The 24797-nt window shown below is 44.4% G+C and carries 20 protein-coding genes and 1 pseudogene; 7 read left to right on the top strand and 14 right to left on the bottom strand.

Going from position 1 to position 24797, the window contains the following annotated elements:
* Window positions 1–4 precede the first annotated feature (4 nt).
* From ACE1CD_RS05590 to ACE1CD_RS05560, 7 genes are all read right to left on the bottom strand, one after another.
* Window positions 5–430 carry a hypothetical protein gene (locus ACE1CD_RS05590; protein ID WP_374798795.1) on the bottom strand — a complete coding sequence of 142 codons (426 nt, stop codon included), beginning with the start codon at window positions 428–430 and terminating at the stop codon, window positions 5–7.
* Entirely contained in the window at window positions 427–3390 is a 2964-nt protein-coding gene (locus ACE1CD_RS05585) for a CHAT domain-containing protein (protein ID WP_374822211.1), read from the bottom strand. Before ACE1CD_RS05585 ends, ACE1CD_RS05590 begins: the two co-directional genes overlap by 4 nt.
* A 340-nt stretch (window positions 3391–3730) precedes the next feature.
* Window positions 3731–4156: a hypothetical protein gene (locus ACE1CD_RS05580; RefSeq protein ID WP_374798791.1), complete on the bottom strand. Its 426-nt coding sequence runs from the start codon at window positions 4154–4156 to the stop codon at window positions 3731–3733.
* 116 nt (window positions 4157–4272) lie between these two features.
* A complete protein-coding gene (locus ACE1CD_RS05575) occupies window positions 4273–4476 on the bottom strand; it encodes a hypothetical protein (protein WP_374798789.1) in 204 nt (67 codons plus the stop codon).
* Window positions 4473–4817 carry a hypothetical protein gene (locus ACE1CD_RS05570; RefSeq protein WP_374798787.1) on the bottom strand — a complete coding sequence of 115 codons (345 nt, stop codon included), beginning with the start codon at window positions 4815–4817 and terminating at the stop codon, window positions 4473–4475. Before ACE1CD_RS05570 ends, ACE1CD_RS05575 begins: the two co-directional genes overlap by 4 nt.
* A gap of 168 nt (window positions 4818–4985) precedes the next feature.
* The gene (locus tag ACE1CD_RS05565) at window positions 4986–6152 is read right to left on the bottom strand and encodes a pyridoxal phosphate-dependent aminotransferase (RefSeq protein ID WP_374798785.1); all 1167 of its coding nucleotides are present in this window, start codon (window positions 6150–6152) and stop codon (window positions 4986–4988) included.
* A 351-nt stretch (window positions 6153–6503) separates the two neighbouring features.
* The gene (locus tag ACE1CD_RS05560; RefSeq protein ID WP_374798783.1) at window positions 6504–7118 is read right to left on the bottom strand and encodes a DJ-1/PfpI family protein; all 615 of its coding nucleotides are present in this window, start codon (window positions 7116–7118) and stop codon (window positions 6504–6506) included.
* Between the two features lie 626 nt (window positions 7119–7744).
* On the opposite strand from ACE1CD_RS05560, the gene ACE1CD_RS05555 reads away from it, so the two are divergent.
* Window positions 7745–8599: a M48 family metalloprotease gene (locus tag ACE1CD_RS05555; RefSeq protein ID WP_374798781.1), complete on the top strand. Its 855-nt coding sequence runs from the start codon at window positions 7745–7747 to the stop codon at window positions 8597–8599.
* Window positions 8600–8938: 339 nt separating this feature from the next.
* Here the strand turns inward: ACE1CD_RS05555 and ACE1CD_RS05550 are convergent, their stop codons facing one another.
* Entirely contained in the window at window positions 8939–10021 is a 1083-nt protein-coding gene (locus ACE1CD_RS05550; RefSeq protein WP_374798779.1) for a class I fructose-bisphosphate aldolase, read from the bottom strand.
* 256 nt (window positions 10022–10277) lie between these two features.
* On the opposite strand from ACE1CD_RS05550, the gene ACE1CD_RS05545 reads away from it, so the two are divergent.
* Window positions 10278–10658, top strand: coding sequence for a VOC family protein (locus tag ACE1CD_RS05545; protein ID WP_374798777.1), 381 nt, complete (start codon window positions 10278–10280; stop codon window positions 10656–10658).
* Here ACE1CD_RS05545 and ACE1CD_RS05540 read toward each other — a convergent pair.
* The 4 genes from ACE1CD_RS05540 to ACE1CD_RS05525 all read right to left on the bottom strand — a co-directional run bounded on the left by ACE1CD_RS05540 (window position 10642) and on the right by ACE1CD_RS05525 (window position 15451).
* Window positions 10642–10956, bottom strand: a complete 315-nt coding sequence (locus tag ACE1CD_RS05540; RefSeq protein WP_374798775.1) for a hypothetical protein — start codon at window positions 10954–10956, stop codon at window positions 10642–10644. The genes ACE1CD_RS05545 and ACE1CD_RS05540 overlap by 17 nt on opposite strands.
* A 179-nt stretch (window positions 10957–11135) precedes the next feature.
* A complete protein-coding gene (bchI, locus tag ACE1CD_RS05535; RefSeq protein ID WP_374798773.1) occupies window positions 11136–12224 on the bottom strand; it encodes a magnesium chelatase ATPase subunit I in 1089 nt (362 codons plus the stop codon).
* A gap of 148 nt (window positions 12225–12372) precedes the next feature.
* Window positions 12373–14838: a CHASE2 domain-containing protein gene (locus ACE1CD_RS05530; RefSeq protein ID WP_374822208.1), complete on the bottom strand. Its 2466-nt coding sequence runs from the start codon at window positions 14836–14838 to the stop codon at window positions 12373–12375.
* 115 nt (window positions 14839–14953) lie between these two features.
* Complete coding sequence (locus tag ACE1CD_RS05525; protein ID WP_374822206.1) at window positions 14954–15451, bottom strand: pentapeptide repeat-containing protein; 498 nt, start codon at window positions 15449–15451, stop codon at window positions 14954–14956.
* A gap of 299 nt (window positions 15452–15750) precedes the next feature.
* Between ACE1CD_RS05525 and ACE1CD_RS05520 the strand changes: the two genes are divergently transcribed.
* Together ACE1CD_RS05520 and ACE1CD_RS05515 are read left to right on the top strand one after the other, a co-directional pair.
* On the top strand, window positions 15751–16749 hold the full coding sequence (locus tag ACE1CD_RS05520; protein WP_374822203.1) for a serine/threonine protein kinase: 999 nt from the start codon (window positions 15751–15753) through the stop codon (window positions 16747–16749).
* Between the two features lie 365 nt (window positions 16750–17114).
* Window positions 17115–18398 (top strand): GUN4 domain-containing protein, encoded by a 1284-nt coding sequence (locus tag ACE1CD_RS05515; RefSeq protein ID WP_374822200.1) that lies wholly within the window; start codon window positions 17115–17117, stop codon window positions 18396–18398.
* 109 nt (window positions 18399–18507) lie between these two features.
* Here the strand turns inward: ACE1CD_RS05515 and ACE1CD_RS05510 are convergent, their stop codons facing one another.
* Both ACE1CD_RS05510 and ACE1CD_RS05505 read right to left on the bottom strand, forming a co-directional pair.
* The gene (locus ACE1CD_RS05510; RefSeq protein ID WP_374822198.1) at window positions 18508–19269 is read right to left on the bottom strand and encodes a transposase; all 762 of its coding nucleotides are present in this window, start codon (window positions 19267–19269) and stop codon (window positions 18508–18510) included.
* Between the two features lie 234 nt (window positions 19270–19503).
* Window positions 19504–21009 (bottom strand): RNA-guided endonuclease TnpB family protein, encoded by a 1506-nt coding sequence (locus tag ACE1CD_RS05505; protein WP_374822195.1) that lies wholly within the window; start codon window positions 21007–21009, stop codon window positions 19504–19506.
* Window positions 21010–21166: 157 nt separating this feature from the next.
* Between ACE1CD_RS05505 and ACE1CD_RS05500 the strand changes: the two are divergent.
* From ACE1CD_RS05500 to ACE1CD_RS05490, 3 genes and pseudogenes are all read left to right on the top strand, one after another.
* Window positions 21167–21532, top strand: a pseudogene (locus ACE1CD_RS05500) (transposase); the annotation flags it as partial.
* Window positions 21533–22117: 585 nt separating this feature from the next.
* Entirely contained in the window at window positions 22118–23101 is a 984-nt protein-coding gene (locus tag ACE1CD_RS05495) for a DUF4349 domain-containing protein (protein ID WP_374822192.1), read from the top strand.
* 321 nt (window positions 23102–23422) lie between these two features.
* A complete protein-coding gene (locus ACE1CD_RS05490; protein WP_374822190.1) occupies window positions 23423–24796 on the top strand; it encodes a serine/threonine protein kinase in 1374 nt (457 codons plus the stop codon).
* Window position 24797 lies beyond the last annotated feature (1 nt).

Below are 24797 nucleotides of genomic sequence, written 5' to 3'. Positions count from 1 at the left end.
GGGTTTATGGCATCATAACTATTTGAATACTTTCAAAGCCTTCTTCTTTAACTTCCGTTTCGATGGCGGCTTGGACGTTTGGCTCTATTAATATTTGGATAATGCGCGGCAGTTTATTTTGCAGTATAATTACATCGGCAGCGGTTTCGTCTTCTTCCGGTTCGCCTGCTTTGTTGCGTTCGTCAAACTCGAAGACCTCGTATAAAACTTGGCGTACTTCCCGATAGCAAGCTTCCAACTTATCGTCTTTTTTGATTAAACTTCTAATAGCAAGGGTTACAGATTGATTGTTAGCTAAAGATTCACCAATTTTATTGATATCGGCGATGAGTTCCGATGATAAGGGCGTTTCTAATTTGTGAAGCGCTTGCAGAAGAATTTGCAGCGTGAGGGCGTCCGGGAACGAGATTTGCGGTTGTAGGGTAGTCATAACTGCACCTTGCCAGAGAGGATAAATCCTGCCCAATAATAAGGATGGGCATAAGGCCGATCGCATAATCCCATTGTACCTGCCTTCTCTTCTGCGCGAGTGGCACTATCTTCCAGAATGTCGCAGCAAAGGGACGCATCGTTCTCCCATTCGACCGCAAACTGGCGAAGCAACGGGATAACCGTGCTATATTCCGCAGTGCGAAGCCAGTTTTGGGCTTGTTTGAGTGCGACGGCGGGGGGAACGTTTTCGTTTAGTAACTGGTAAAAGCGAATCATCAGCAAAGCAGTCGAGATTTCTTGCACCCGCCAAAGAGTGCTGATAACATAAGTTGCACCCTTCGCCAGAAAACCGCTGACAAGTCCGACAAATTCATCAATCAAGCCTTCCTGACCGGTAAGTCCCGTCTCGCAAGCAGAAAGACAAACGAGTGCGTGACTGGGCGTATCCAAATCGAAGATATCGCGCAGAGTCAGTTTTGTTTTGTTCGCCAATAACAAAGCCGACTCAATCGGTCTATCGAGATTGTGGTAGGCGTGACCGGTAAAGTGGAAGATATCCGCCGATGTACGCAGCAGTTCCATCACTTTATCTTTAGTCGCATCTGTAGTGTAGCGACGATGATGGGGGAAAAGTTCCGCAATTTTAGCCGATTCAACTGCCGCATAAGGCATAAAATCAGAAGGATGTTCCACACTCAGCAGTTGTGCGCCGATATCAGGCGATTTTGGATTTTGGATTTTAGATTTTGGATTGGCTTCGGAATCAGCGGGGGGAGTTGGAAATTCGGAAACATTTTTTGATGATTCCCATTGAAATGGGAGGCTGGAAACGCCTTTTTTTCCGTCAGGTGATGAGTGTTGCAACTGAATACCAACTTTAGCGCTAGGTAGATAGGTGATAGTGAATTTTTCTGGAAACAGATAATGGAGAGGTAGCAAGTGCAAATCGCGGTGAGGAATTAAGATTAATTGCGTCACATCATCAGCTATCTTATTGATGATTGTCTCAATATCCAGAATCTTACCCAACTCCATCAGCCGATTTTCCATTTCATCGCGCCAACGTTCTTTGCCTTTTTCTTTCTTGGCTTTTTCGCGGTTGGTTTTATAGTCTTCTTTCCAATCTTTCAGCCAATCTTCAAAGTTTTGGATTTGAATGTCAGCAACGGCGGGTTTATCTGGGCTATTTTGAGGAGAGATAACCTGTATGCCGTCATGCTGGGTAATAAAAGTAGTGATCGCAGCAGGGCTGTAGTGCCAGTAAACCGCGCAAGTTTGGGAATTCAGCAGTTGTCGAATATCGGCATATTGTACGGGCGTTTCATCAAACGCTTCTGCATAACGGTTATCCCGCATCCAACGCAAGCAGAGATTTTTGCGTTTCTCCGCTAAAAAAAGTGCTTCTATCTGCTTTTCTGGTTGCGATGACTGCGCTAACAGCACTACTCGCAATTGACTGAATGTGGCGAACTTTTTGGCTAACTGGATTATCCATTCTTGTGAATCAGTTTGCCGTAGCAAATTTTCCAGCATCGTATCGCCAATATCCAAACATAGCTGAAAATCATCTTGGTAGTGGAGGGCGTTACAGACTTTGGCTAACTTTTGCAATATTTCTAGATATTGTAACTGGAAACGGGGGCTAACTTGTTCGCGCAGAACTTCTCCTAAGATGGAAGTTTGGGAACCGGAAAGTGTTTTTAGGGCGGTGATATAACTGTTTCTTGATTCGCGCCAGTAGGGGTGGGGATTTGGTTGTTGTTTTCCATAAAGATAGTGGGCATCGCCTTTACACTGATGTAAGACAGCGCAACCTTCTTGATAGTCGCGTGTCTCTGGTTCGAGAGATCGCAACCCTTCATCCCAGTTTTGCAATGCTGCTTGATAGCCGTGTAAGTTATTGATTACTAAACCTCGATTTGCCCAAGCTGCCCATGATTGATTGTGGCTTATTTCTATAGCGCGGTTGTAGGCTTCGATCGCTTGTTGGTACTGCCCTAATTCACTCAGCGCATTGCCCAAACCATTCCAGGCAACGTGGTAGTTAGGGGAAATGTCGATCGCTTTTTGATAAGCTTCGATCGCTTCTTGGTACTGCCCTAAGTCACTCAGCGCATTGCCCAAACCATTCCAGGCAACGTGGAAGTTAGGGGAAATCTCGATCGCTTTTTGAAAGGCTTCGATCGCTTCTTGGTACTGCCCTAAGTCTCTCAGCGTAGCGCCCAAACCATTCCAGGCATCGTGGAAGTTAGGGGAAATCTCGATCGCTTTTTGATAAGCTTCGATCGCTTGTTGGTACTGCCCTAAGTTTTTCAGCGCATTGCCCAAACCATTCCAGGCATAGTGGTCGTTAGGGGAAATCTCGATCGCCCGTTGAAAGCAACCAAGTGCCGCCTGAATATTACCAGCTTCATATTCATCAACGCCTCGGTTAAACCATTCTTCGGCTTCCCCATCTACTGGAATATCATCAGAAACCGAATTTGTTGTATCAGCACTTTGATTATCAACAGTTGGGATAACAGATGTGTTTAGAAACCCGGTTTCTCCAAGAAACCGGGTTTCTGAATTTCCCAACAATTCCCTGCCAATTTCTCCCGCCACATCTCCCAATTCCCCACCAGCAACCTTACCCAATTGCACCATCAGCCGCCCTAATTCCCGATGGTTTTCCGGTGATTCCAACAAGTTGCTGCCAAAGCGACGCAACCACGCCACCAACTCATCTTCATCAATCAGTTTGGTAATCAAAAAACCTTTAATATTATCCCGACTCGCGCCTTCTCCCACCCTATCCAGCAGTTGCAAAAACAAACTTTCATATTCTGCATCGCTGCGCCGAGGTGTTTTCTTCTCACCTGCGTTGGCGGTAGCTGGTGTATCGTCCCTACGGATGCGTGACCGCGAAAACAACTGCTGCCACAATTTCTTCAGCCAGCGCCAAATCTTTTTGAACATCAGCTGCACCCTGGAGTTACACTTATCCTCGATTGTAGCGATTTATGGTTGAGGTTGCCCTGAAAATATCGATTTTATTAATGTTTTGGTATGGGTAGCTTTATCGTCGCACGCTTATAGCCCGCCTGCGATTCAAATCGCAGTCTAATAGCACAAGTCCACTGAAGTGGACTGAAGAATTTGAGTTTGTTTTAAGCCACTTTCGCTATTATCTAAGGAATTGATTCCTTAGCGGGTGTTATAGACAGGTATGTAGTTGGGCTTGACGCCTGTTATACCAGGTTTTCTAAGAGGGCTGAAGCCCAACTACGTACAAAGAGCGATCGCATTTTTTCATATTTTATTCGTGCGATCGCTCTTGGTTCTCTGAAGTCATTAGTAGCTTCTTTTTTCTCTCAATTCTTTCTAAGCGTTGTTGACCCAATTCTATATCCATCATCGCGTTTAATTGTTCCAATTTCAAATTCCAAATATCAAGCAGGCGGATAGTTTCTTGAAAGCCTTCGTGGGTGCGCTTGAATTTTTCTGGATCTGGTATTCTTTTGGGCTGACTCATAGTAAGTTTATCTTCGCTTTCTGAAGCCATTCGTAGCTTCTTCCTTCTCTCAAGGCGTTCTAACCTTTGTTGAAACAATTCTAATTCCATCATCGCGTTTAATTGTTCCAACTTCAAATTCAATATATCCAGTTGGTAGATATTTTCCTGAAAGCGTTCGTGAATGCGCTTGAATTTTTCTGGATCTGGTATTTTTTTGGGCTGGTTCATAGTAATTGCAAATAGCTACTGCCACGAATTTATCAGCGAATTTGACTGGGATATAGTAAATTGATTGGGAAGAGGGCGCGAGTGCGATCACCCTCTTTCAATTCCCACCCATACTATCACTCTTTGATTTCTGAAACTACTGCTAGCTTCTTTCTTCTCTCAAGTCGTTCTAACCGTTGGCGACGCAAATCTGCTTCCACCATCGCGTTTAATTCTTCCAATTTCAAATCCAAAATTTCAAGCTGGCGATTAGCTTCGCGCAATCTTTCTACTGTGCGCTTTGCTTTTTCTGGATCTAGGATTTTTTTGGGTTGATTCATAATAAGTCAATGTCTCTTTTAGATTCTTGAATTGTTGCAGTTACAGCATCAGCGTTAGCTTGGGCTTGCTCTATGGTCTGATACAGTAAATTTAGCACAGGCGCAGAAGCATTGGGCTGAGATTCTGAAATGTTTAAGAAAAGCGTACATAGACGGTTGTATGGATTTCTTAACCTTTCTCTGGCATCTTGTAATTGTTCCAGTATGGGAATACTTGTCTCTGTTTCCCCAAACTGTTCAACAATTATTAATTCTGTTGCTGATGCTTCATCAATCAATTCAGCTAATTGTCCCAACAAATTTAATATCGTTGCTTTAGTTTCTTCTGGTAGCTTCGCCATTAAGTTTTATTCCAAATACACCACTTCTACATATTAATATTAAATAGGTGTAAAGGCTCTTATTACTCTAGACCCTAGCTATAAAGAAAAACAGATGAACACAAATTTATCTGCGTTCATCTGCGTACTCTTTAGGAAAACTGCGCTTACATCTACGGTGGCAAAATGTTAAATTCGCGATCGCACAAATTTATCCAACCGTTCCATGCCTTTTTCGATCGTACTCATGTCGGTAGCGTAAGACAGGCGAATACAATCATCTGCGCCAAATGCAATACCCGGAATCGCAGCAACTTGCTGAGTTTCTAGGAGCGCATCACAAAATTCCAGAGAAGTCAAGCCTGTTTTACTGATATTAATAAACAAGTAAAAAGCACCATCGGGTGTGGGACAACTCAAACCTGGGATAGCGCGAAGGCGTTCCAACATCACCTGACGCCGCTTGGCAAATGCTTGGCGCATTTCTTCTACACAATCTTGCGGACTTGTCAAAGCTGCGATCGCACCGTATTGTGCAAAGGTACAAACATTCGAGGTACTGTGACCTTGGATGGTACTGGCTGCTTTAATGATCTCAACTGGGCCAGCTAAATAACCGATCCGCCAACCGGTCATGGAATAACCTTTGGCGAATCCGTTGCTGATCAGGGTGCGATCGAACGCCTGCGGACTAACTGCACCGATGCTGAGGTGTTCGGCTCCATCGTAAATAATTTTCTCGTAAATTTCGTCAGAAACAACCCAGATATCTTTTTCCACCACCACTTCCGCCAGCGCCTTAATTTCATCTGGCGTATACACCACACCTGTGGGATTAGAAGGCGAATTGAGGATAAATAGGCGCGTTTTCGGGGTTATCGCCTGCCGCAGTTGTTCCGGCGTAATTTTGTAGTTATTTTTCTCATCCGTAGCTACGATGATCGGCTCGCCACTTGCCAATCTCACCATTTCCGGATAACTCAACCAATACGGCGCGGGAATAATTACCTCTTCGCCAGGGTCGATCAGCGCCAGGATGAGGTTGAACAGAGAATGCTTACCGCCATTGGTGACTATGACGTTATCCGCACTGTAAGGGAGATGATTTTCCGTTTTCAGCTTGTGAGCGATCGCTTCCCGCAACTTCGGCTCCCCAGCGGCTGGGCCATACTTGGTCTTTCCTTCATCCAGAGCCTGCTTGGCAGCAGCTTTGATATGCTCTGGCGTATCGAAATCCGGTTCACCAGTGCTGAAACTACACACATCTATTCCCGTTGCCTTCATCGCCTTCGCTTTGGCGGCGATCGCTAATGTTAGGGAAGGCTGAACTTTCTCAACTCTTGCTGCCAGCTTCATGCTCTTTGATTTCTATTCGACTACATATAGCTATTTTCTAGTGTTCCAGAGTATCCCATAATCCTCAATTCAAATTGTGTTTTTTTTACCTTTTTATTATTTGTAATATATTTTACTAAGCTTTACCCGAATTTACGTATTATTTTAACCTCATTATACGATACATTTATAAAAAAATGTATTATATGTTACTTTATTTTACCAAACTGGAGACAAACTACTAAAAAAGGTGCTAGTTATATAATTAAGGCTGGGCTTAGGTACGTAGTTGCGCTTTAGCGCTCTTATGACCACTGGGATAAGAGCGCTAAAGCACAACAACATACTCCTTTCATCGCAGCGATTGGGAACTTAAGCTGTGACTTTTTCCTTCTTTTCAATTTCTTGCAAGAAGAGATTCATAAACTCATCGACAACCCCAGGATGCTGCCCGGATATCAAGTTACCATCTATATAAGTAGCAACTGCTTTATCGCCTTCATAGATAACCGTTCCGCCAGCATTTTCCACATCGCAAATGATGTTGTGAGCGCAGGTAACTTTGCGACCCTTCATCAGTTCTGGATCTGCACAAAATAACCACATACTGTGGCAAATAGTGCCAACTTTTAGATCGCCACCATCCATCGCTTGTACCGCTTTGCGGAGAAATTCTACGGCTGGAGATTGATTCGGCTCACCTGGTTTCGGACTTACTTGATATCGCAAACGATCCATTGCGTAACCACCGATGAGAATAATGCCTTTGTAATCGGCGGGATCGATTTCGTTGACATCAACAGTAACGGTTACTTCCTCTGTATGGTCATTGCCTTTAAAGGTAATTTTTTCCTGATTCCAAAGATTGGAAATATACTCAACATCGTAGCCGTGTTGAGGAAAAAATTCGTTAAATCGGCGATATTCAGTTTCATCGAAATGTTCTTCAACCAAGACGCCTATTTTGCCTTTTTTTCCATCAGTCATCTTTTGCCAACTCCTAAATTATTGAGAGCGAGAAAATTACGCATATGACGCGATCGGGAATTATCGCTGCATTTTTAAGCGCACAAAATTCTGCTTTCTTACACCTCTTGTGGTAACCGTTAATAAAAATATGTCGGCAATCGCACATAACTTGAAGCGACTATTAAATATAAGTCACTACCAGATTGTATGAATTTGCTTAAGTTACCCACAGATCTCACAGTCTCCAATGCGTCATAGATAACTTATAGCACTTTGGAAATAGTAAATAATCCGTCCATAGATGGTTGAATAATAGGAATAAATTAATAGATATATAGCTGAGGTTAGTAGTGGTGAGAAGATGCGATCGCACTTCTACGAAATCGGGTTCGCTACCTACTTTTTAATTTTTGAGATAACCATTGTAAATTCCGCATTTCTGCTAGCAATAATTTAACGCGACCCTAAATGTAGAGACGTTTCATCAAACGACTCTACATTCAGCCAATAAAAGGCGCGATCGCATCGGATTCCGTATTATTTGTAACTCGTGAAAGGTAAAACAAAAAAACAGTATCCTTAAGACAGATATTTTATTGCCATAAGTATGATAAAATTCTGACCGAGCAGTTGGGAGAAAAGCGGTGAGAAAACTGTGGCGTTTAGGAATTGCGGTAATACTCGTCGCATTTGGGCTGATCGGCTATTGCACTCACACTGTATACAACCCGATCACCGGCGAAAATCAGCGCCTACAGCTCTCGCCGCGTCAGGAAGTTGCGCTGGGACTGCAAGCGCGACAGCAAATGGCAGCTAAACATGGCGGTTTGTACCCTGACAAGACACTCCAAGATTATGTCGATCGAGTGGGAGGAAGAGTGGCACAGCGGTCGGATGCCGCTAAAAGCCAGTATCCGTTTGAATTCCACCTGCTACGCGACCCACGCACGATCAACGCCTTCGCCTTACCGGGAGGACAAATTTTCCTTACCGCTGCTTTGATGGCACGCCTCTCCTCAGAAGCACAACTGGCGGCAGTTTTGGGACACGAAATCGGTCATGTAGTGGCGCGACACGGTGCGGAACATCTGGCAAAACAGCAGCTGGGGTCAACGCTGGTAACAGCTGTTGGTGTAGCGGTAAGCGATGACCAAAGACGAGCTCAACAAGTGGCTGCGATCGCGCAAGCAGTCAACCAACTGGTAAGCTTACGGTACGGACGCGAGGATGAACTGGAGAGCGATCGACTCGGTTTTCGCTTCATCACCCAAGCCGGTTACAATCCCCAAGGTATTGTCGAAGTAATGCAAATTCTGGCAGCTGCTCGCAAAGGCGGTCAATCGCCGGAATTTTTCAGCACTCATCCCAATCCAGAAAACCGCGTTCAAAAACTGCAAGCTTTAGTTGCCCAAACTTATCCTAATGGCATTCCGCCTCAATTAGAATCCGGACGCGAAAATTTTGCCAAGTACGTACAACCGCGTTTGCGAGGTAGCTAATTGGGAAATCGGAAATAATCTCATATCCTCTAGCATCAATTGCCTAAAAAATTTGCAATCTTATCTGCGTTCATCTGCGTTTATCTGCCTACATCTGCGGTTAAATTTTAACTAATAGGCTCTTGCGGATTTATGGGTAAAATACTCATTAATTTTACAGTTGAGTGCATGGTGGGTTACGGCACAGGAAATAAATTATCGATCGAAAATGCTGAAATTATCGCCCGTGCCTAACCCACCCTACGATTAGATAAGCTGTAGAGACGTTTCATGAAACGTCTCTACAATGTTTATGCCCAAATTCACATCCAAAAGAACGATCGCATAGAAAAAACGAAATTATGCGATCGTCACTTCTGGCGACAAATAAACATCCTGAATCGCGTTAAACAACTTCACCCCTTCCTCAAACGGACGTTGGAAAGTTTTACGACCCGAAATTAATCCCGAACCGCCAGCGCGTTTGTTAATCACCGCCGTGCGAACTACTTCGGCAAAATCGTTTTTACCGGCAGCACCGCCGGAATTAATCAATCCAGCACGACCGCAATAACAATTCAACAGTTGATAGCGCGTGAGATCGATCGGATGGTCTGTCGTTAAATCGCTATAAACAAGATCGTGCGTCATGCCGTATTTCTTGCCGATAGCTTTGGAGACAGCGCCGTAACCGTTATTATTTTCGGGCAGCTTTTGTTTGATGATATCAGCTTCGATCGTCACACCCAAGTGATTTGCTTGACCGGTCAGATCTGCGGCGAGATGGTAATCTTTATCTTGCTTAAATGCAGGATTTCGCAGATAACACCAGAGAATAGTTGCCAAACCGTATTCGTGGGCGAGTGCAAAAGCTTGACTGACTTCTTGGATTTGGCGAGTCGATTCCTCCGAACCGAAGTAAATTGTAGCACCGACGGCTACTGCTCCCAAATTCCAAGCTTGTTCGATCGAAGCGAACATGATTTGGTCATATTTATTCGGATAGGTGAGCAGTTCGTTGTGATTGAGCTTGACAATAAAGGGTATTTTATGGGCATATTTGCGCGAAACCATGCCCAAAACGCCCAGTGTGGTAGCAACCGCATTACAACCTGCCGCAATTGCCAATTTGACAATGTTTTCCGGGTCAAAATAAATTGGGTTGGGTGCAAAGGAAGCACCCGCAGAGTGTTCGATGCCTTGGTCTACTGGCAGGATGGACAGATAACCCGTGTTGGCGAGGCGTCCGGTAGAATAAAGCTGTTGCAAGCTACGCAAGACTTGCGGATTGCGATCGCTCTGTGCAAAAATTCGTTCTATCCAGTCTGGCCCTGGCAAATGCAATAAATCTTTAGAAATTTTTGCTTGATAACTGAGGAGATCTTCTGCTTCTTGACCCAGCAATGTTTCCAGAGAACTGGGCATAGATAGCGTTGCAGTCATAGCAGTTTTCCTCAAAACTTCTATTTCCTATTTTGGCAGTCGTCTCGTTTAAGTCGTGTCTCTCCAAAAGCAGACTGTCACCCAATTTTGGATTTTAGATTTTGGATTTTGGATTGGCTGGGCTTTAAAAGAGGGGAACTTCAAATTCGGAAAAATTTTTTGATGATTCCCATTGAAATGGGAGGCTTGAAACTGCTTTTTTTTCGGTCGCTTCTTTTTCTTCGTCTTCTTCGCGTGTTCGGGGTGCAATTTTTTTATGATTTTTCAATGTACCGACGCTTTCGTTACCTTGGCTGCTGTTGATATCGAAACACTGATAAATTTTTATACTCAACTGCTCGGTCAGCAACCCAAACCCCACATACCTAATGTCTATGCAGAATTTCATCTGCCGGGGTTGCATTTGGGAATATTTAAACCTAGAAATAGCGAGCGGGATGAATTTAACAATTCATCCCAAAGTGGGATGAGTTTATGTTTGCAAGTAAGCAACTTAGAGGATGCGATCGCACATTTTGCAGCTTTGGGTTACCCACCTCCCGGCGAAATAGTTTCCGCCTCTCACGGCAAAGAAATTTATGCTTACGATCCTGCTGGCAATCGCCTGATTCTGCACGAACCTAAAAATGCGGGATGATGCTAATACCCAGGAAGAAATTTAAAAAAAAGTAAAAACTAATCATTAAACCCAGCACGGAGATCGATTGCAGTAAACGATGATTTGTCGAAGGTGAGATCGCCTCTCCCACCAGAATAGATGTAGACGAACCGACCACATAGCTCAAGCTTAACACCAAGAAAGGCCATTCATTTGTAATTCCCCATACTGCAAGCGTTACCATTGCCAGTGCCAACATCATTAGTTCAACAAATCGAGGCGGATTGTACTCGCTAGCAGCTATTAAGATATTCCACCAAAATTGCCAAGGTCTCATATTAATTTATTCTTGGTCAGTTGTCAGTTTTCAGTGGGAAATTTCAAATTAGAGATTTTGGATTGAGATTCTATCTAAAATCTAAAATCCAAAATCTAAAATTGTTTAGGGAGCGTCATACAGACAGATTAAAACTATCGGAAAAACTTTAATATCTGACGCACCCTACAAAATGCTACCTAACCTTCTTTTACTTCGATCCCAAATACACGGTTAAAGGCTTTTTCCACCTTGTAACCAGAATCGATCGACTCTAGCGGGTCTTTGCGAAGGCGGTGACGCAAACACAGAGTCATAACGCGACGGATATCGTCTACTTGCACTTGGGTTCGACCTTCAAAAGCAGTTAGGGCTTTAGCGGCTCGGTTGGTTACGATATCACCGCGCAAGCCATCTACATCAAGTTCAGCACAAACTTCGGAAATTTTCACTCGCAGATCGTAATCGATTACCACCGAAGGCAGTATTTCTTGCGCTATTTCCAACTGTTTTTGGATCGCTTCTTGGGGTTCTTTGTATTTTTCGATGAATTCTGGCGGATTTTGGTCAAATTCGGCTCTTTGTTCCACGATTCGCACGCGCAGAGCCGGTTCTTTGACTGTACGGATTTCTGCGTGCATCCCGAAGCGATCGAGCAGTTGGGGACGCAATTCTCCTTCTTCAGGGTTTCCAGAACCAACCAGAACGAAACGAGCGGGGTGACGAATGGAAATACCCTCGCGTTCTACCGTATTCCAACCGGAAGCAGCGGAGTCCAACAACACATCTACCAAGTGGTCATCGAGCAAGTTGACTTCATCGACGTAGAGGATACCGCGATTTGCTTTTGCCAGCAGTCCCGGTTCAAATGCTTTCACACCAAGAGAAAGTGCTTTTTCAATATCGATCGTGCCGCAAACCCGGTCTTCTGTCGCACCCAAAGGCAGGTCAACCATCGATACTTTTTTCTTGACTGTAGGAATTTCCTCTCCGCGAGTCAGCCGATCGCGCACAACATCGCTCATCAGGTCAGGATCGGTGGGATCGCTGTTGAATGGGTCATCGGCAACTACATCGATTTCGGGGAGAAGGTCAGCCAAAGCGCGGATCGTGGTAGATTTACCCGTACCGCGATCGCCCATAATCATCACACCGCCAATCTTCGGATCGATGACATTCAACAGCAGCGCCAGTTTCATTTCCTCCTGGCCAACAATAGCCGTAAAGGGAAAAACAACACGGCGGGCCGCCGATTTGACAACAGTTGGCTCAAGAGCAGTCGGACTCATATCGATTTTGGATTTTGGATTTTAGATTTTGGATTTTAGAGGGGGCTTACGCACGAAGCGTGAAAGATCCAGTCTTACATTGTGACATTTTTCGATGGCGTCGCGACAGAAATCAAAGTTATGGGTAGGGCAAAAGAAACCACAAACTCTAAACTTCTGAATTCTCCTCATTTAATTGGATTGTCGCATCCCACAAACGAGAGGGGATAGGACTATCTACCTTTGTTGGGGGAATGTTATCCTGTTCGTCTGTTACCATCTCAGATATATTTGTGGCATTCTGATTTGTGGTTTCCCTGCTTAAAATCGATCGCTCCAAACTGTTGAGATCCTTTAATACTGCTGCTGCTGACTGATACCTGTCGCTGAAATGATAAGACACCATCCGATCCAAAATATCGGCCAATTGCTCGCTCACATTCGCTAAAGAACGCCAAATCACAGCACCGGTGTCGCGATCGAGAGGCAAACAGTGGGGCGAAATGCCTGTCAGCGCCTGAATTCCAATCATTCCGACTGCATAAATGTCGCTTGCGGGACGTGGGTGTCCCGCCAACTGTTCCGGCGGTGCATAGCCTCGCGTGCCGATCGCTACTGTCTGGTGTTCTGTATCGTCACCCGAATGTGGCTGCATCTGTTTAACTGCACCAAAGTCAATCAAAACCAATTGCTCATCTTCTTTTCTTCTAATGATATTGCTGGGTTTGATATCGCGGTGGATGACTTGGTTTTGGTGAATAAAAGCGAGAATATCCAAAATTCCTTTGAGTAAATCGACCACCACATATTCGCTCAGGCGCTTATCTGTTGGTAGTTCTTCACTTAGCGGCATTCCTTCTATATATTCTTCAACTAAATAGAACTGCTCTTTTTCTGGAAAGTAAGCTAGCAGTTGGGGAATTTGACTGTGCTGGCCCAAAACTTCTAAAATTTTGGCTTCTGTCTCAAATAAACGCTTTGCAACTTTCAAAAATTTATCATCTCGCCGCGCTGGCATTAAGCGCTTGACCACACAAATCGGTTTTCCGGGACGCTTGATATCCTCTGCCAGATAAGTTTGACCGAATCCTCCTTGAGCGAGTACTTTGACGATTTTGTAGCGCCCGTCTAACAGGGATGAAAAGTAGAACGGTTCTGGTTGGGAAGCGGATGTTTCTGAGAGTGAGGTAACAGGAAGTGTAGCAGATGAAGGTACAGGAAGAGTGATTTCTTGGGTGTGAGGAATAGTGGCAGATGATGCGGCGGTATTGTACTTGAGCATCGTTGTCAGCAGCACGATCGTATCTTCTTGTTCTGCTGTCAGGTGGGCGATTTTTTGCTGCTGCTTGTGCATTTGGTAGGCAGCATATACTACCACGCTTGCACCTGTCCCTATCAACCCCAGCACTGGCGCGACGATCGGTATCCATGCGGAGTATATCAATAACCCGTAGCAAACTCCTCCCAGAAGGCCGATCGCTCCCAGCCCAGACAGTCCCAACCATAGAGGATGCCGCAACTTCCAAGCACCCAAACCACCTACGATTGCCCAACCCAAAATCCACAGCGTTTCACCCCACCAAGGCATATACCATATGATACTTCTTTTGTCAAGAGCAGCACTGAGGATTTGGCTGACTATTTGAGCGTGGACTACCACTCCCGGCATTTTCGCGTCCTGGGGTCTGGCGGCGCTGAAAGGTGTGTAGAAAGCATCGTCGATACTGGGGGCTTGTACGCCGATTAAAACAGCGCGATCGCGCACCCATTCCGGCGGGACTCGATCGTTAAGTACTTGGCTGAGAGTGACTTCTTGGGTAGCTTTTTCGGATGAGCGGTAATTGAGCAGAATTTGATAACCTGCCGCATCTGCTTTTTGGTAACCACCGGCATCGGACACGAGACGTGGAAAAACTACGAGAGAATTAGAGGGAGAGGGAGAAATGTTTGGCGGCGTCGCTTTTCTGAGCCCCAAGTCTCCCGATGGTTCTACTTTATATGGTTCAATTCCTTCTGCTGTCAGATAGCGACTTGCCAGTTGGAAACTAAAAGAGACGCGAGCTGTGCAACTCCCCTTTTCTGGCATCACAAATAACAAAGCTCGCCGAATCACTCCATCCGAGTCAACGACCAAATCGCTAAAACCGATCCGCTTGGACGGAACTGCGTTGGGCGGTGCAACGCCGGGATGATTGATATCGCTAGTTTTACAAACGGCAATCAGACGATCGCTTTTACTGAGTAGACTGGCTAATTTCTTGTGTCCCGGTTCTACTGGCAAATCCCGGTAAATATCCAAACCGATGACGCGAGGCTTGTATTTCTCAAGTTTTTCTAATAGTTTAGCCATTGTAGCGTCTGTGAGCGGCCACTTACCCACGCGCTGGATATCTTGTTCTGTCACCGTTACTACTAAAATGCGCGAGTCGATGTTTTCCGGAGGGCGCGATCGCAACATTTGGTCGTAAGCGCCCAACTCCAACGGTTCCAGTTTACCGAATTCTCGCAAACCCAACAGCGACGCCGTTACTCCTACACTGGCAATCAGTACGGGTATAGCAGCTAGTGGCGTCCCAATATTGCGACGCCAATTAGACAGGATATCCCGGAAGCGATCGGTAAATTTAGCCAGCACGATAGAAGAGTGGGGGAGTGGGAGAGTGGGGGAGTGGGGGAGTGGGAGAGTGGGGGAGTGGGAGAGTGGGGGAGTGGGGGAGTGGGAGAGATCCTCATCCAAAATTGCCTCGCCCCTATTCTATTTTTCCCGGAAGCTCAGCCGGAATTTCATTTTCAGGGGTAGAAATTACAATTGGTTTTGGGTTACGAATATTACCGTTAGGCATCATCGTGTTGCTGAAAATGGCATTCGTAAAATCCGTTCCTCCCAACTCGTTCGCTTTAGCGCGAAACAGGTTAGCCTCAGTGAGGTCAGCATAAGTTAAATCTGCACCGCTGATATCTGCGCCCGTCAGCATCGCTTGCTTCAGGTTAGCACCCCGCAGAATAGCACCTCTGAGATTAGCACCTACTAGAATTGTATTCTTTAAACTAGCATCGCTGAGATCCGCACCGCTCAAATTGACAGCACCGAGATCCAAACCGTTCAAGTTCATCCCGCTTAAATCGCATCCCGCACATTCTTTTGCAGTCAGTAACCTTTGCACCGGGTCATCTGTTTGCGCTACCAAGGGAGATGTTAAACACAGAGAAGTTAAAACGGATATTGTTGCCAAGATAGTTGTTTTCATAGTCCCATCCCTAACTGAAATTCCCATGAGTACGTAGTTGCGCTTCAGCGCCTCCTGGTACGTAGTTGCGCTTCAGCGCCAAAACCATTACTTCGTAGGTTGGGTTGAGTGAAGCGAAACCCAACTGATTTGTTGCATTTCCTACCTCAACCCAACCTACAAATTAACCGATTTTTGCATTTGCAGCTTTCTATTCTCCCGCCCTTTCATATCCTTTATATTTAAATAAAACATCGTACCCCAGACAGATTTTACAACCTGTGTCAAAATCAAGGTAAGGTTCACCAGATGCGGGAACTATGACTTGGACAAAAGGACAGCAGTTACAGAATGGCAATTATACCATTAAATCCGAACTTGGGCGCGGCAGATATGGCATAACTTATCTTGCCAAGGATAATAAAAATGGTGAAGATGTCGTCATCAAAACTTTGAACTACGAAGAATTGGATATCCAAATCAAAACCAATCAGATAACGCCAGAAGAACGAATTAAATTAGAAACTAGATTTTTGGATGAAGCTGACAAATTGCGGCGATATAAGCATCCCCATATCGTGAAAGTTAAAAAAACCTTTAAAGAAGGCGATCGCGGCTGTATTGTGATGGAATATATTCCAGGGGATACTTTAAATCGATTAGTCAAACGAGTTTTGCCAGAAAAAGAAGCATTGCGTTATATCCAACAAATTGGTGACGCACTGAGGGAAGTACACAAACACGATGACTTGCATCGAGATGTCAAACCAGATAATATTATGATTCGCGCTGGTAAATACGATGCAGTGTTAATTGATTTTGAATTAGTGCGAGGTTTCGATCATCCTTTGTCGCGACAAGTAACAGAAATTGGGTTTGCGGCTTTAGAACTTTATAGCCCTCAAAAAGATAAAGGCGCTTATACTGATGTTTATGCTTTGGCGGCTACGCTTTATGCTGTTTTGACAGGGGAAAAACCGCCGGATGCGAGAGAGATTAGAGATAATAAAGCGCAGTTGATTCCTCCCAAACAGTTAAATCCCCTAATTTCGGAACGAGTTAACCAAGCGATTTTAGCAGGAATGCAGCTAGAAGCCAAAAATCGTCCCGCCACTGTTGACGAATGGCTGAAATTGTTAGGATTGAAACGGGGAATACCGATTTCAGTACCGAATTTTGAGCCAACAGTGTTGGGAAGTTGGGCAAATGTGGTAATTGCTATCACAGGAATAGTAACTACGTTTATTTTATTGAAAAATGAGTTTGCCAAACCCCCTGTTAATCCTTCCCCTCCCCCACCACCAGCGAGTACAAGGTAAAAGGTACGTAGTTGCGCTTTAGCGCCTCTATCCTAGAGCGCCAGTCCAGTAGAATAAATTGACAAAAATAACGAAATATGTGTTATGTAGGGGCGAAGCATTTGGGCGACAATTTATTATACAAAACCGAAGATTTTCTGTCCAAATGCTTCGCCCTGCCGCGATCTAAAGCCAAGTCCATATTATCTTCTTTTTGTCAATCTCTTTTACTGGACTGAAGCCCTAGTTAGGAATAAGAGGGCTGAAGCCCAACTACGTACCGAAGAGGGCTGAAGCCCAACTACGTACCGAAGAGGGCTAATGGGTTGTGGCAAAACAGCCATGATTTGCGGCAAAATTAAACTGATCGTCTCAAATTTTCCGATATGTGGATAGGTGGGAAGACTGTTGGCGGCGGTAGATATATTATTGAAGATGTCTTGGGTGGCGGTGGCTTTGGCGTTACCTACAAGGCGAAGCATACGGGATTCGGTACTTACGTCGTCATCAAAACGCCGAGAGATGATTTGCAATATGAAGCAGATTATGATAAATTCGTGCAACGCTTCCTCAAAGAAGGGCAGTTACTCGCTAAATTAGCGCAAAAGCGCCACCCTCATATCGTTCGCGTCACGGATTTGTTTCGCGAAGGTGACATTGACTGTCTGGTGATGGAATATATTGAGGGAGAAAGTTTGTGGAAACGGCTGAAACAGACAAAGCAGCCGTTATCTGAAGCTGAGGCGCTGAAATATTTTCGGCAAATTGGGGATGCTTTGAGTGTCGTTCACCAGGAAGGATTGGCGCATCGGGATGCTCACCCGGATAATATCATGTTGACGGGTGATGGGTTGGCGGTGTTAATCGATTTTGGGATTGCGGGGGAATTTGTTCCTGCTACGACTTTTTCGCGGCGGTTTGGAAATGCAGTTTTTGCACCGTTAGAACAATTTGAATTGGGAAATGATAATCGCAAACCAACTATCGATATTTATACTTTGGCGGCTTCTCTTTATTATGCGGTGACGGCGCAATGTCCGCAATGGCAGAATGATGAGTTGATTCCGCCACAGCAGTTTAATCCGAAGATTTGCGATAAGGTAAATCAAGCTATTCTGGAAGGAATGAAGCTAGAAGCGATAAACCGTCCCCAGTCGATGCAAGAGTGGTTGCAACTTTTGGCGGAAACTGGGGAACCTAAGATTGATTGGCGAAGATATGGGAAATTGCGCGACTTGCTGGCGGCGGGGAAATGGAAAGAGGCGGATGAGGAAACGGGAAGACTGATGTTGATGGTGGCGGGGAGAGAAAAAGAAGGTTGGTTAGATGTCGAACATATTGATAATTTTCCTTGTGAAGACCTCCGCGCTATTGACCATCTGTGGGTAAAATACAGCAATGGGCGCTTCGGCTTTTCGGTGCAGAAGCGCATCTATCAAAGTCTGGGCGGTACGAGAAAGTACGACGAAAAAATTTGGGAGGCTTTTGGCGATCGTGTAGGCTGGAGAAAGAATGGTAAATGGTTATATTACCATGAACTCATATTTAATACCAATGCTCCATTGGCCCATCTCCCGGTTTGGAGGCGGCGTGGTTATTTAGGCTTTGGTTCTCTTCTCGGTGTGGGGTTAGGTTTTTGGGGTTCTCTTCTCTCGCGTCGAGACTTGTAGATTGTAACATCTAAAGCTTTCAGCCGATCCAAAAGATTTTCAACAGAGCGAATTTCCACGAAGTCATGCGGTGTCTGGGTTTCCGATACCTGGCACTGCGCTAGGTAAACTAAGGAAAAGGAATATCGGCAAACTTGGGGTCAAAACAATTCGCCAAGACAAACTTTTCTGCTACGGAACGCACCTCTTCATTAGGGACATCCCATTGCGCCCAAGGCAAACACAACTGTCCCGGCGAAGATTTTTTCGGTTTTCCCTTCACTTTCAACCCCGCCAACAAGCGACTTCCCCAATGGCTTTTTTTCTCAGCTTTTGGTTGGGGTCGATATTTCTGACAGAATTTGCGATAAGCGGCGGCGCATTCATCCAAAGTTTTACCCAACGTCAAAAATGCCGGATGCCATTGCGTGATACCATCATCCCGCAGTCTCTCATACATTCCGTAATTGCTGAAATCATAGAAAAAGCCGCGTTGCATTCCCGCCGCTTTCGGATTGGCGTGGATATACCGTAAAGTATTTAATGCCCTACGTTTATCGGTATTAGCAAAACCCGTGCTGTGATATCGCTTTTCCCAAAAATGCCCGGTGCGATTCAGCATTCGATTAAAGCACATGGCAGTATACCAGTTCAACCAGTGCATGATTTTCGGTAAATCTTGCGGTTGTGCGGGTTCGAGCAGATAATGAACGTGGTTGCTCATAATGCAGAGTGCATAAAGCTTGAAACCATATTTGAGACGTGCTTTTTCGATCGCGTAAAGTAAGACTTGGCGACATTCGCTGCGGGTAAGACGAAATTCGCGGTTATTGCAGCGAGTGGTGATGTGGTAGCAGTATCCGAGTTGGAGTTGACGTGGTAGGCGTGACAAGGTGGATAAATATATTGATGGTGATGATAAAAATATTGTAAAAGCGATATTTTGATGGCGAGAAACCCGGTTTTTCTCAAAAACTCGTTTCTGAAACGCTGCAAATCTTGCATTAACGACATCACCCGCCTGGGGTTCAAACCCCAGGCTAATAGCGAAAGTCCACTGAAGTGGACTGAAGAATTATAAGAATTATTTGAGCCACTCCCCGCGATAAATCAGCGGGGATTCAGGCTAAGAATTAGAGTTAACTTTTCGCTCTTTAATAGCTATCTGGTTAACCGTTCCTAGCTTCATACAGAACTGCTCAGAGGGTGAACGACTCAGCCTACTTTCGGACGCGCCTAATTGTTCGCAGTTTATTTGAAAGTCCTTCCATGCCTGCATTAAGATTGGCTCCGACCTTTCCCACTCATTTTGAGCAAGATGCAATAGAAGGTTATCTTCGTCATTAATATATCTACTCAGGTAAGCACTAAAAAGATCTCGGTGCATAACCACGCCTGTCTCGTCAAAATGAACCCGTTCTGAGAGGGATTTTTTGATGCGATTCCCACTTAAATGAGTTTGAGACAAAGCAGTTTTCTGAGTAGAAAACTTAGTGAATGAACCGCCAGCACTTTCAGCCTTGCGCTTCAATTCCGATTGGATAAAACCTGGGGACTTAGCAGAAATCGCTTTACCATATCGTTTCTGCCAACCTTTAATTGAGACATTCTCAGTTTTTATATGTTTCCCATGTCTCAGAATCTCATTAACAATCTTTCGATTCTGGGATTTAGAGTAAGCAGCTTTTTTCCGCTCTAATGTGCGTTTTTTAGCAGCAGCTTTGAGGTAAGCTTTAGATTTGTTCCATCGTTGCTTACCCTTCTTAGCTTTACCCTTCTTTGTGAAAACTTTACGTCCTACCTGGGCTTGAAAGTCAGGTTCATAATTTTCTGGATTAGAATTTCGTTGTGAACGTTGCATCGCTTGTTGCAATGCTTTGATTTCTCGTTCATATCTGGGAGATTGGTTGGCGAAAGGTAATAATCCAGCTTGTTTGTCCCCCACAAAGGCAATGTTAGAAATATTTAAATCTATGCCAACAACGCCATCGGCGGCATAGTTTTTCTCTTGCTGGTACGGGATTCCTTCGTTAATTAATTGGACGTACCAACGCCGCCTACCGTTAAGTTCGCGCCATAACAGACGAACGTATTTAACTGGCGATTTTAATCCATGTTGAATGACAGGATTCCTATCATCAATAATTGGCGTTAATTTTAACTTACTCCAAACTAACTGGTTATCTTTCCATCTAATCCCTTGTTTGTTGGTTTTCCCCTCAACACTTCTAAATCTGTTTGGGACTTTGTAACGAACTTTTTTAGCCGCTCCGAATAAAACTTTCTCACTTGCCCTGAAAGCGCGAGTGGCTAATGTTTGTTGGGTATTGGAGTCAATCTTATCGGCTATCCATTTTGATTTGTTACTGACAATTGTGGCGTAAGCCTGGATGTCATAATCTGAATACCTTACGTTTTTACGCGCAGCATTGAAAACCTCACTTCGCTTTTTCTTTTGGACTTTGGGTATAATTCTTGCTGATTGATAAATCTCGGAGTTGCGAACTAGGTTCATCCTTGCTATTGCTTCGTTTAGACAAGCATTGTAAAGTTGCCTCGCTGCTTGAAAACGGGACAATAATTCTGATTCTTGCTTACTGTCTACTATCAAAGGTATTTCGGTAATGAACACTGTCGCCGTACTCCGCGCCAATTAAATCACCTCCCAATTCTGTTTGTGGCTTGTTGCTACATCCTAAGCTAAACTAAAATTGCTGTCAATAGCTTGTAGATATTTACTCTTAAAAAATTCTCAAAATTTAACATAAGCTGAACAATTAGCTCTAGCAGAAATTTTAAATCAGTCACCTTGTTTAAAAATTGCATATCAAATGAAAGAAGAATTTCGGGATATTTATGAAAAGTGTGAAACTGTAGAATCTGGCTTACCAAGAATGTCCCAGTGGTTAGCTTATGCTCAAGTTTTTTATGGCAAAGCTGCTCGGACAATTCGCTCACACTTAGCAGAAATTTGTAATTACTTTATTAACCGCACAACTAGCGGTGTCATGGAGGGTATTAACAATAAAATTAAGTTAATTATGCGATTAGGTTATGGCATAACTAATTTTGAGAAGAGAGCGCTCTCGATTACTAGCTTCTTTCTCTTAGATATTAGTAAATTTTATCAACCTAAGTACGGGAGAGCCAGTTGACGCTGCACAAGGGCTTCAACTTCAGGTGGTAGGATGATTTGCATATTATGGCTGACAGAGTTTTGACTATATTATAGACGATAAATAATAAGCTGTTACATATTTAACTACCCTAAAAACTCTGATGCAACGCATTGAAACACGAGGAAAATGGGTCTAGAAGGTTGATGGTGTAAAATGTTTGTATATGTTACAGATAGCTGGGATGGTGGGTTACGGCACGGGAACTTAACTATCGATCGAAAGTGTTGAAATTATCGCCCCTGCCTAACCCACCCTACGATTAAATAAGTTTTTATTATCACCACAACAACGGGAGAGCCGAAAATTTTACTAGAAAATTTTACCATGTTTCATTTTGGTTGGATGTTAACGCATTTGGCATATTATATTAGCGTGCGTCAGAGCAGAACCCTTATGCGATCGGTAACCTCGTCTGATGTCCCCTAGATTGCCTCATCTGCAAGGCTTTCGGCTTCCCCAGCATTACAATTTTTGTAACGGCTAACATACCCAAGCCAAATGAGGTTAGATTATTGCTAACCTACAAACTCATGTTTCTGGTTTCCCCAAGGAAAATATTATATGCAAACTCAATTAAAATCGCATCCGGCCAAGTGCGATCGCTTTACAAAACTTTTGCTAGTTGGGATGCTATCTGCGATCGCCTTACCGAGTTGTAGCGCCGGCTACAATGCCACTAGCGGTGCTTTAATGCAACAAGAAAAAACACAAGCACCAATGCAAAATGCAAAAATGGCAGCAGTACCAGCAATGCAACCAGCGCCATCAGCAGATGTTGTAGCAACAAGAGAAGAAAGTTTTGCCGCCGCCACACCTGCAAGGCGTTCTCTCCCGCAATTAATTAAAAGGGCTGAATTAACTCTTGTTGTCCAATCAATTGACAAGAGTATGCGGGATGTTTCCAATATCGTTAGAAAACAACAAGGCGATATCATCGGTTTCCAAGATAGCAAACCTACCGACCCTAGCAGTCGTGCAACTGCTTCCATGCAAATTCGCGTACCGTCGTCAAAGTTGGAAACATCTCTCGATAGTTTAGCGAAACTCGGAAATGTGCAAAGCCGTTCTCTCACCGCAGAAGATGTATCGGATCAATTAGTAGATTTTCAAGCGCGGTTGAAGAATTTGCGGAAATCGGAAGAAGCAGTATTGAAAATTTTGGAACGTTCCGGTTCGATTCGAGATGTGTTGCAAGTTACGCAACAACTCAGTAACATCCGAGAGTCGATCGAACGCATTTCAGCACAATTGAAAAATTTGCAAAATCAAGTAGCTTATTCGACAATAACCTTAAATTTAGAGGCAACTGTTCCAGCCGCACCGCCAGCAGGAACTCCCTTGGGTTTGCGAGTACAAGAAACTTGGGGACAAGCAACTCATTCCCTCAGTGAAGTTAGCTACGGATTACTGAGTTTCAGTATATGGCTATTTGCCTTTAGCCCATATATACTTTTAATAGGTGGTGCTGGATATGGTATTTACCGATTAAAAAAATATAAGTCTCATATGGGCGATCGCAAACCAAATTTACCGCCATCAGCCTAAATCTTAAATGATTCGTGAAAACCTGTTCAGACTGATATTTTAGACATCTCCAGAAAAGCATCTCTCTCGGCAGGCAGGATGCCTACCCCACAAGAATTTGTGGAGAGGTCTATTGAGAACTTTCGGAATAATTATGCTAATGCTCAAAATGAGCATTTTGTAGTAGCACAGTATACTCAAGTGAGTCGAGCTTACCAAAATTTTAATTAGCTGTGCTACTACAACGGCATATTTGACCCGAAAAAACCTTTAGACTAAAAGTGAGACTAAGTGCTTGGGTTTCGTCCCTCAACCCAACCTACAACTTTTGACTTTTGACTTTTGACTTTTGACTTTCTAGTCCCTCTCTTTATGGAACTGCTGCACCAACCAGGAGATGCGATCGCCCAACGGTATCAAATTGTGGATACATTGGGTCAGGGTGGCATTGGGATCACTTACGAAGCGATCGATTTGCACAACAATCAACGAGTGGCACTCAAAGAACTGTCGTTGCGGCGGGTAAGTCAGTGGAAAGTGCTAGAATTATTTGAAAGAGAGGCAAAAATCTTATCCCATCTCAATCATCCCAGCATACCTCGGTATTTAGATTATTTTCAAGTCGATACGCCTGAAGATCGCCGATTTTACCTGGTTCAGGAATTGGCAGAAGGGCGATCGCTTTCATCGTTAGTCGAAAGCGGTTGGCGCGGTAAGGAATCGGAAGTACGACGTTTGGCGGTGCAAGTTTTGGAAACTCTCACTTATCTACAAGAATTTGCCCCACCCGTTATCCACCGAGATATCAAACCGCAAAATATCATCCAAAGGGAAGATGGACAAATTTTTCTCGTCGATTTCGGTGCGGTGCAAGACACCTATCGGCAAACGATGACGGGAGGAAGCACAGTTATCGGTACTTACGGCTACATGGCTCCTGAGCAATTTCGCGGACAAGCTTACCCTTCAACGGATTTGTACGGGTTGGGAGCCACATTGCTGTTCTTACTGACACATCGATCGACCGCCGATCTGCCGCAACATCGCCTCAAAATAGACTTTCGCTCGCAAGTGGAAATCTCAGATGAATTTGCCGACTGGTTAGAAACAATGCTCGAACCGATACCGGAAGATAGATTTTCCTCTGCAAAAGATGCCTTGGCAAACTTGCGCGGCGAACATACAATTACTGTACAAAAGCGGCGCAAACCTGCGGGCAGTCGCATCGTTTTGCAAAATACAGGCCAGCGACTTGTCGTGGAAATTCCTCCATCTGGGTGGCAATTTCAAAACATTTCTTGGTTGGGTTTTGCGCTGATTTGGAGTGGATTTTTATTTTTCTGGACAGCTGGAGCGATCGCAGTCGGTGCTTATCTCTTTTTTCCCTTACTTTCGATTCCTTTTTGGATAGTCGGCTTAGGAATGTTGGGAGGAGTTTTATTTAGTGTAGCAGGTCGCACGCGCTTGGAGATCGATCGGCAGAATTTTCGGTTGCAGCGGAAGTTATTCGGTTTTCGTCATGAGGTTAAGGGACAGACAGAAGATATCGATCGAGTAGACTTGTGCAGTAATTTCGAGGTCAACAACAAACCAGTCATGGCGTGTACGATCGTCGAAGGAGTACGCACCCATCGTTTCGGATCTTGGTTAGCCCAATCAGAGAAAGAATGGTTACGTGAAGAACTTACCAATTTCCTTGGAAAGAAGCTACCTTAAC

The organism is Aerosakkonema sp. BLCC-F183, from assembly GCF_041929145.1.
In the GTDB taxonomy this organism is placed as follows: Bacteria; Cyanobacteriota; Cyanobacteriia; order Cyanobacteriales; family Aerosakkonemataceae; genus Aerosakkonema.
The sequence above is the reverse complement of the archived record's forward strand: the minus strand, read 5'-3'. Positions and strand labels throughout refer to the sequence as shown.

Bases quoted from the DNA above. Each gene is read 5' to 3' on its own strand.
- ACE1CD_RS05585 (WP_374822211.1), bottom strand. From the start codon at position 3,390: ATGTTCAAAAAGATTTGGCGCTGGCTGAAGAAATTGTGGCAGCAGTTG.
- ACE1CD_RS05565 (WP_374798785.1), bottom strand. From the start codon at position 6,152: ATGAAGCTGGCAGCAAGAGTTGAGAAAGTTCAGCCTTCCCTAACATTA.
- ACE1CD_RS05545 (WP_374798777.1), top strand. From the start codon at position 10,278: ATGATTTTTCAATGTACCGACGCTTTCGTTACCTTGGCTGCTGTTGAT.
- ACE1CD_RS05560 (WP_374798783.1), bottom strand. From the start codon at position 7,118: ATGACTGATGGAAAAAAAGGCAAAATAGGCGTCTTGGTTGAAGAACAT.
- bchI (WP_374798773.1), bottom strand. From the start codon at position 12,224: ATGAGTCCGACTGCTCTTGAGCCAACTGTTGTCAAATCGGCGGCCCGC.
- ACE1CD_RS05550 (WP_374798779.1), bottom strand. From the start codon at position 10,021: ATGACTGCAACGCTATCTATGCCCAGTTCTCTGGAAACATTGCTGGGT.
- ACE1CD_RS05580 (WP_374798791.1), bottom strand. From the start codon at position 4,156: ATGAACCAGCCCAAAAAAATACCAGATCCAGAAAAATTCAAGCGCATT.
- ACE1CD_RS05590 (WP_374798795.1), bottom strand. From the start codon at position 430: ATGACTACCCTACAACCGCAAATCTCGTTCCCGGACGCCCTCACGCTG.
- ACE1CD_RS05570 (WP_374798787.1), bottom strand. From the start codon at position 4,817: ATGGCGAAGCTACCAGAAGAAACTAAAGCAACGATATTAAATTTGTTG.
- ACE1CD_RS05540 (WP_374798775.1), bottom strand. From the start codon at position 10,956: ATGAGACCTTGGCAATTTTGGTGGAATATCTTAATAGCTGCTAGCGAG.
- ACE1CD_RS05525 (WP_374822206.1), bottom strand. From the start codon at position 15,451: ATGAAAACAACTATCTTGGCAACAATATCCGTTTTAACTTCTCTGTGT.
- ACE1CD_RS05520 (WP_374822203.1), top strand. From the start codon at position 15,751: ATGACTTGGACAAAAGGACAGCAGTTACAGAATGGCAATTATACCATT.
- ACE1CD_RS05495 (WP_374822192.1), top strand. From the start codon at position 22,118: ATGCAAACTCAATTAAAATCGCATCCGGCCAAGTGCGATCGCTTTACA.
- ACE1CD_RS05575 (WP_374798789.1), bottom strand. From the start codon at position 4,476: ATGAATCAACCCAAAAAAATCCTAGATCCAGAAAAAGCAAAGCGCACA.
- ACE1CD_RS05515 (WP_374822200.1), top strand. From the start codon at position 17,115: ATGTGGATAGGTGGGAAGACTGTTGGCGGCGGTAGATATATTATTGAA.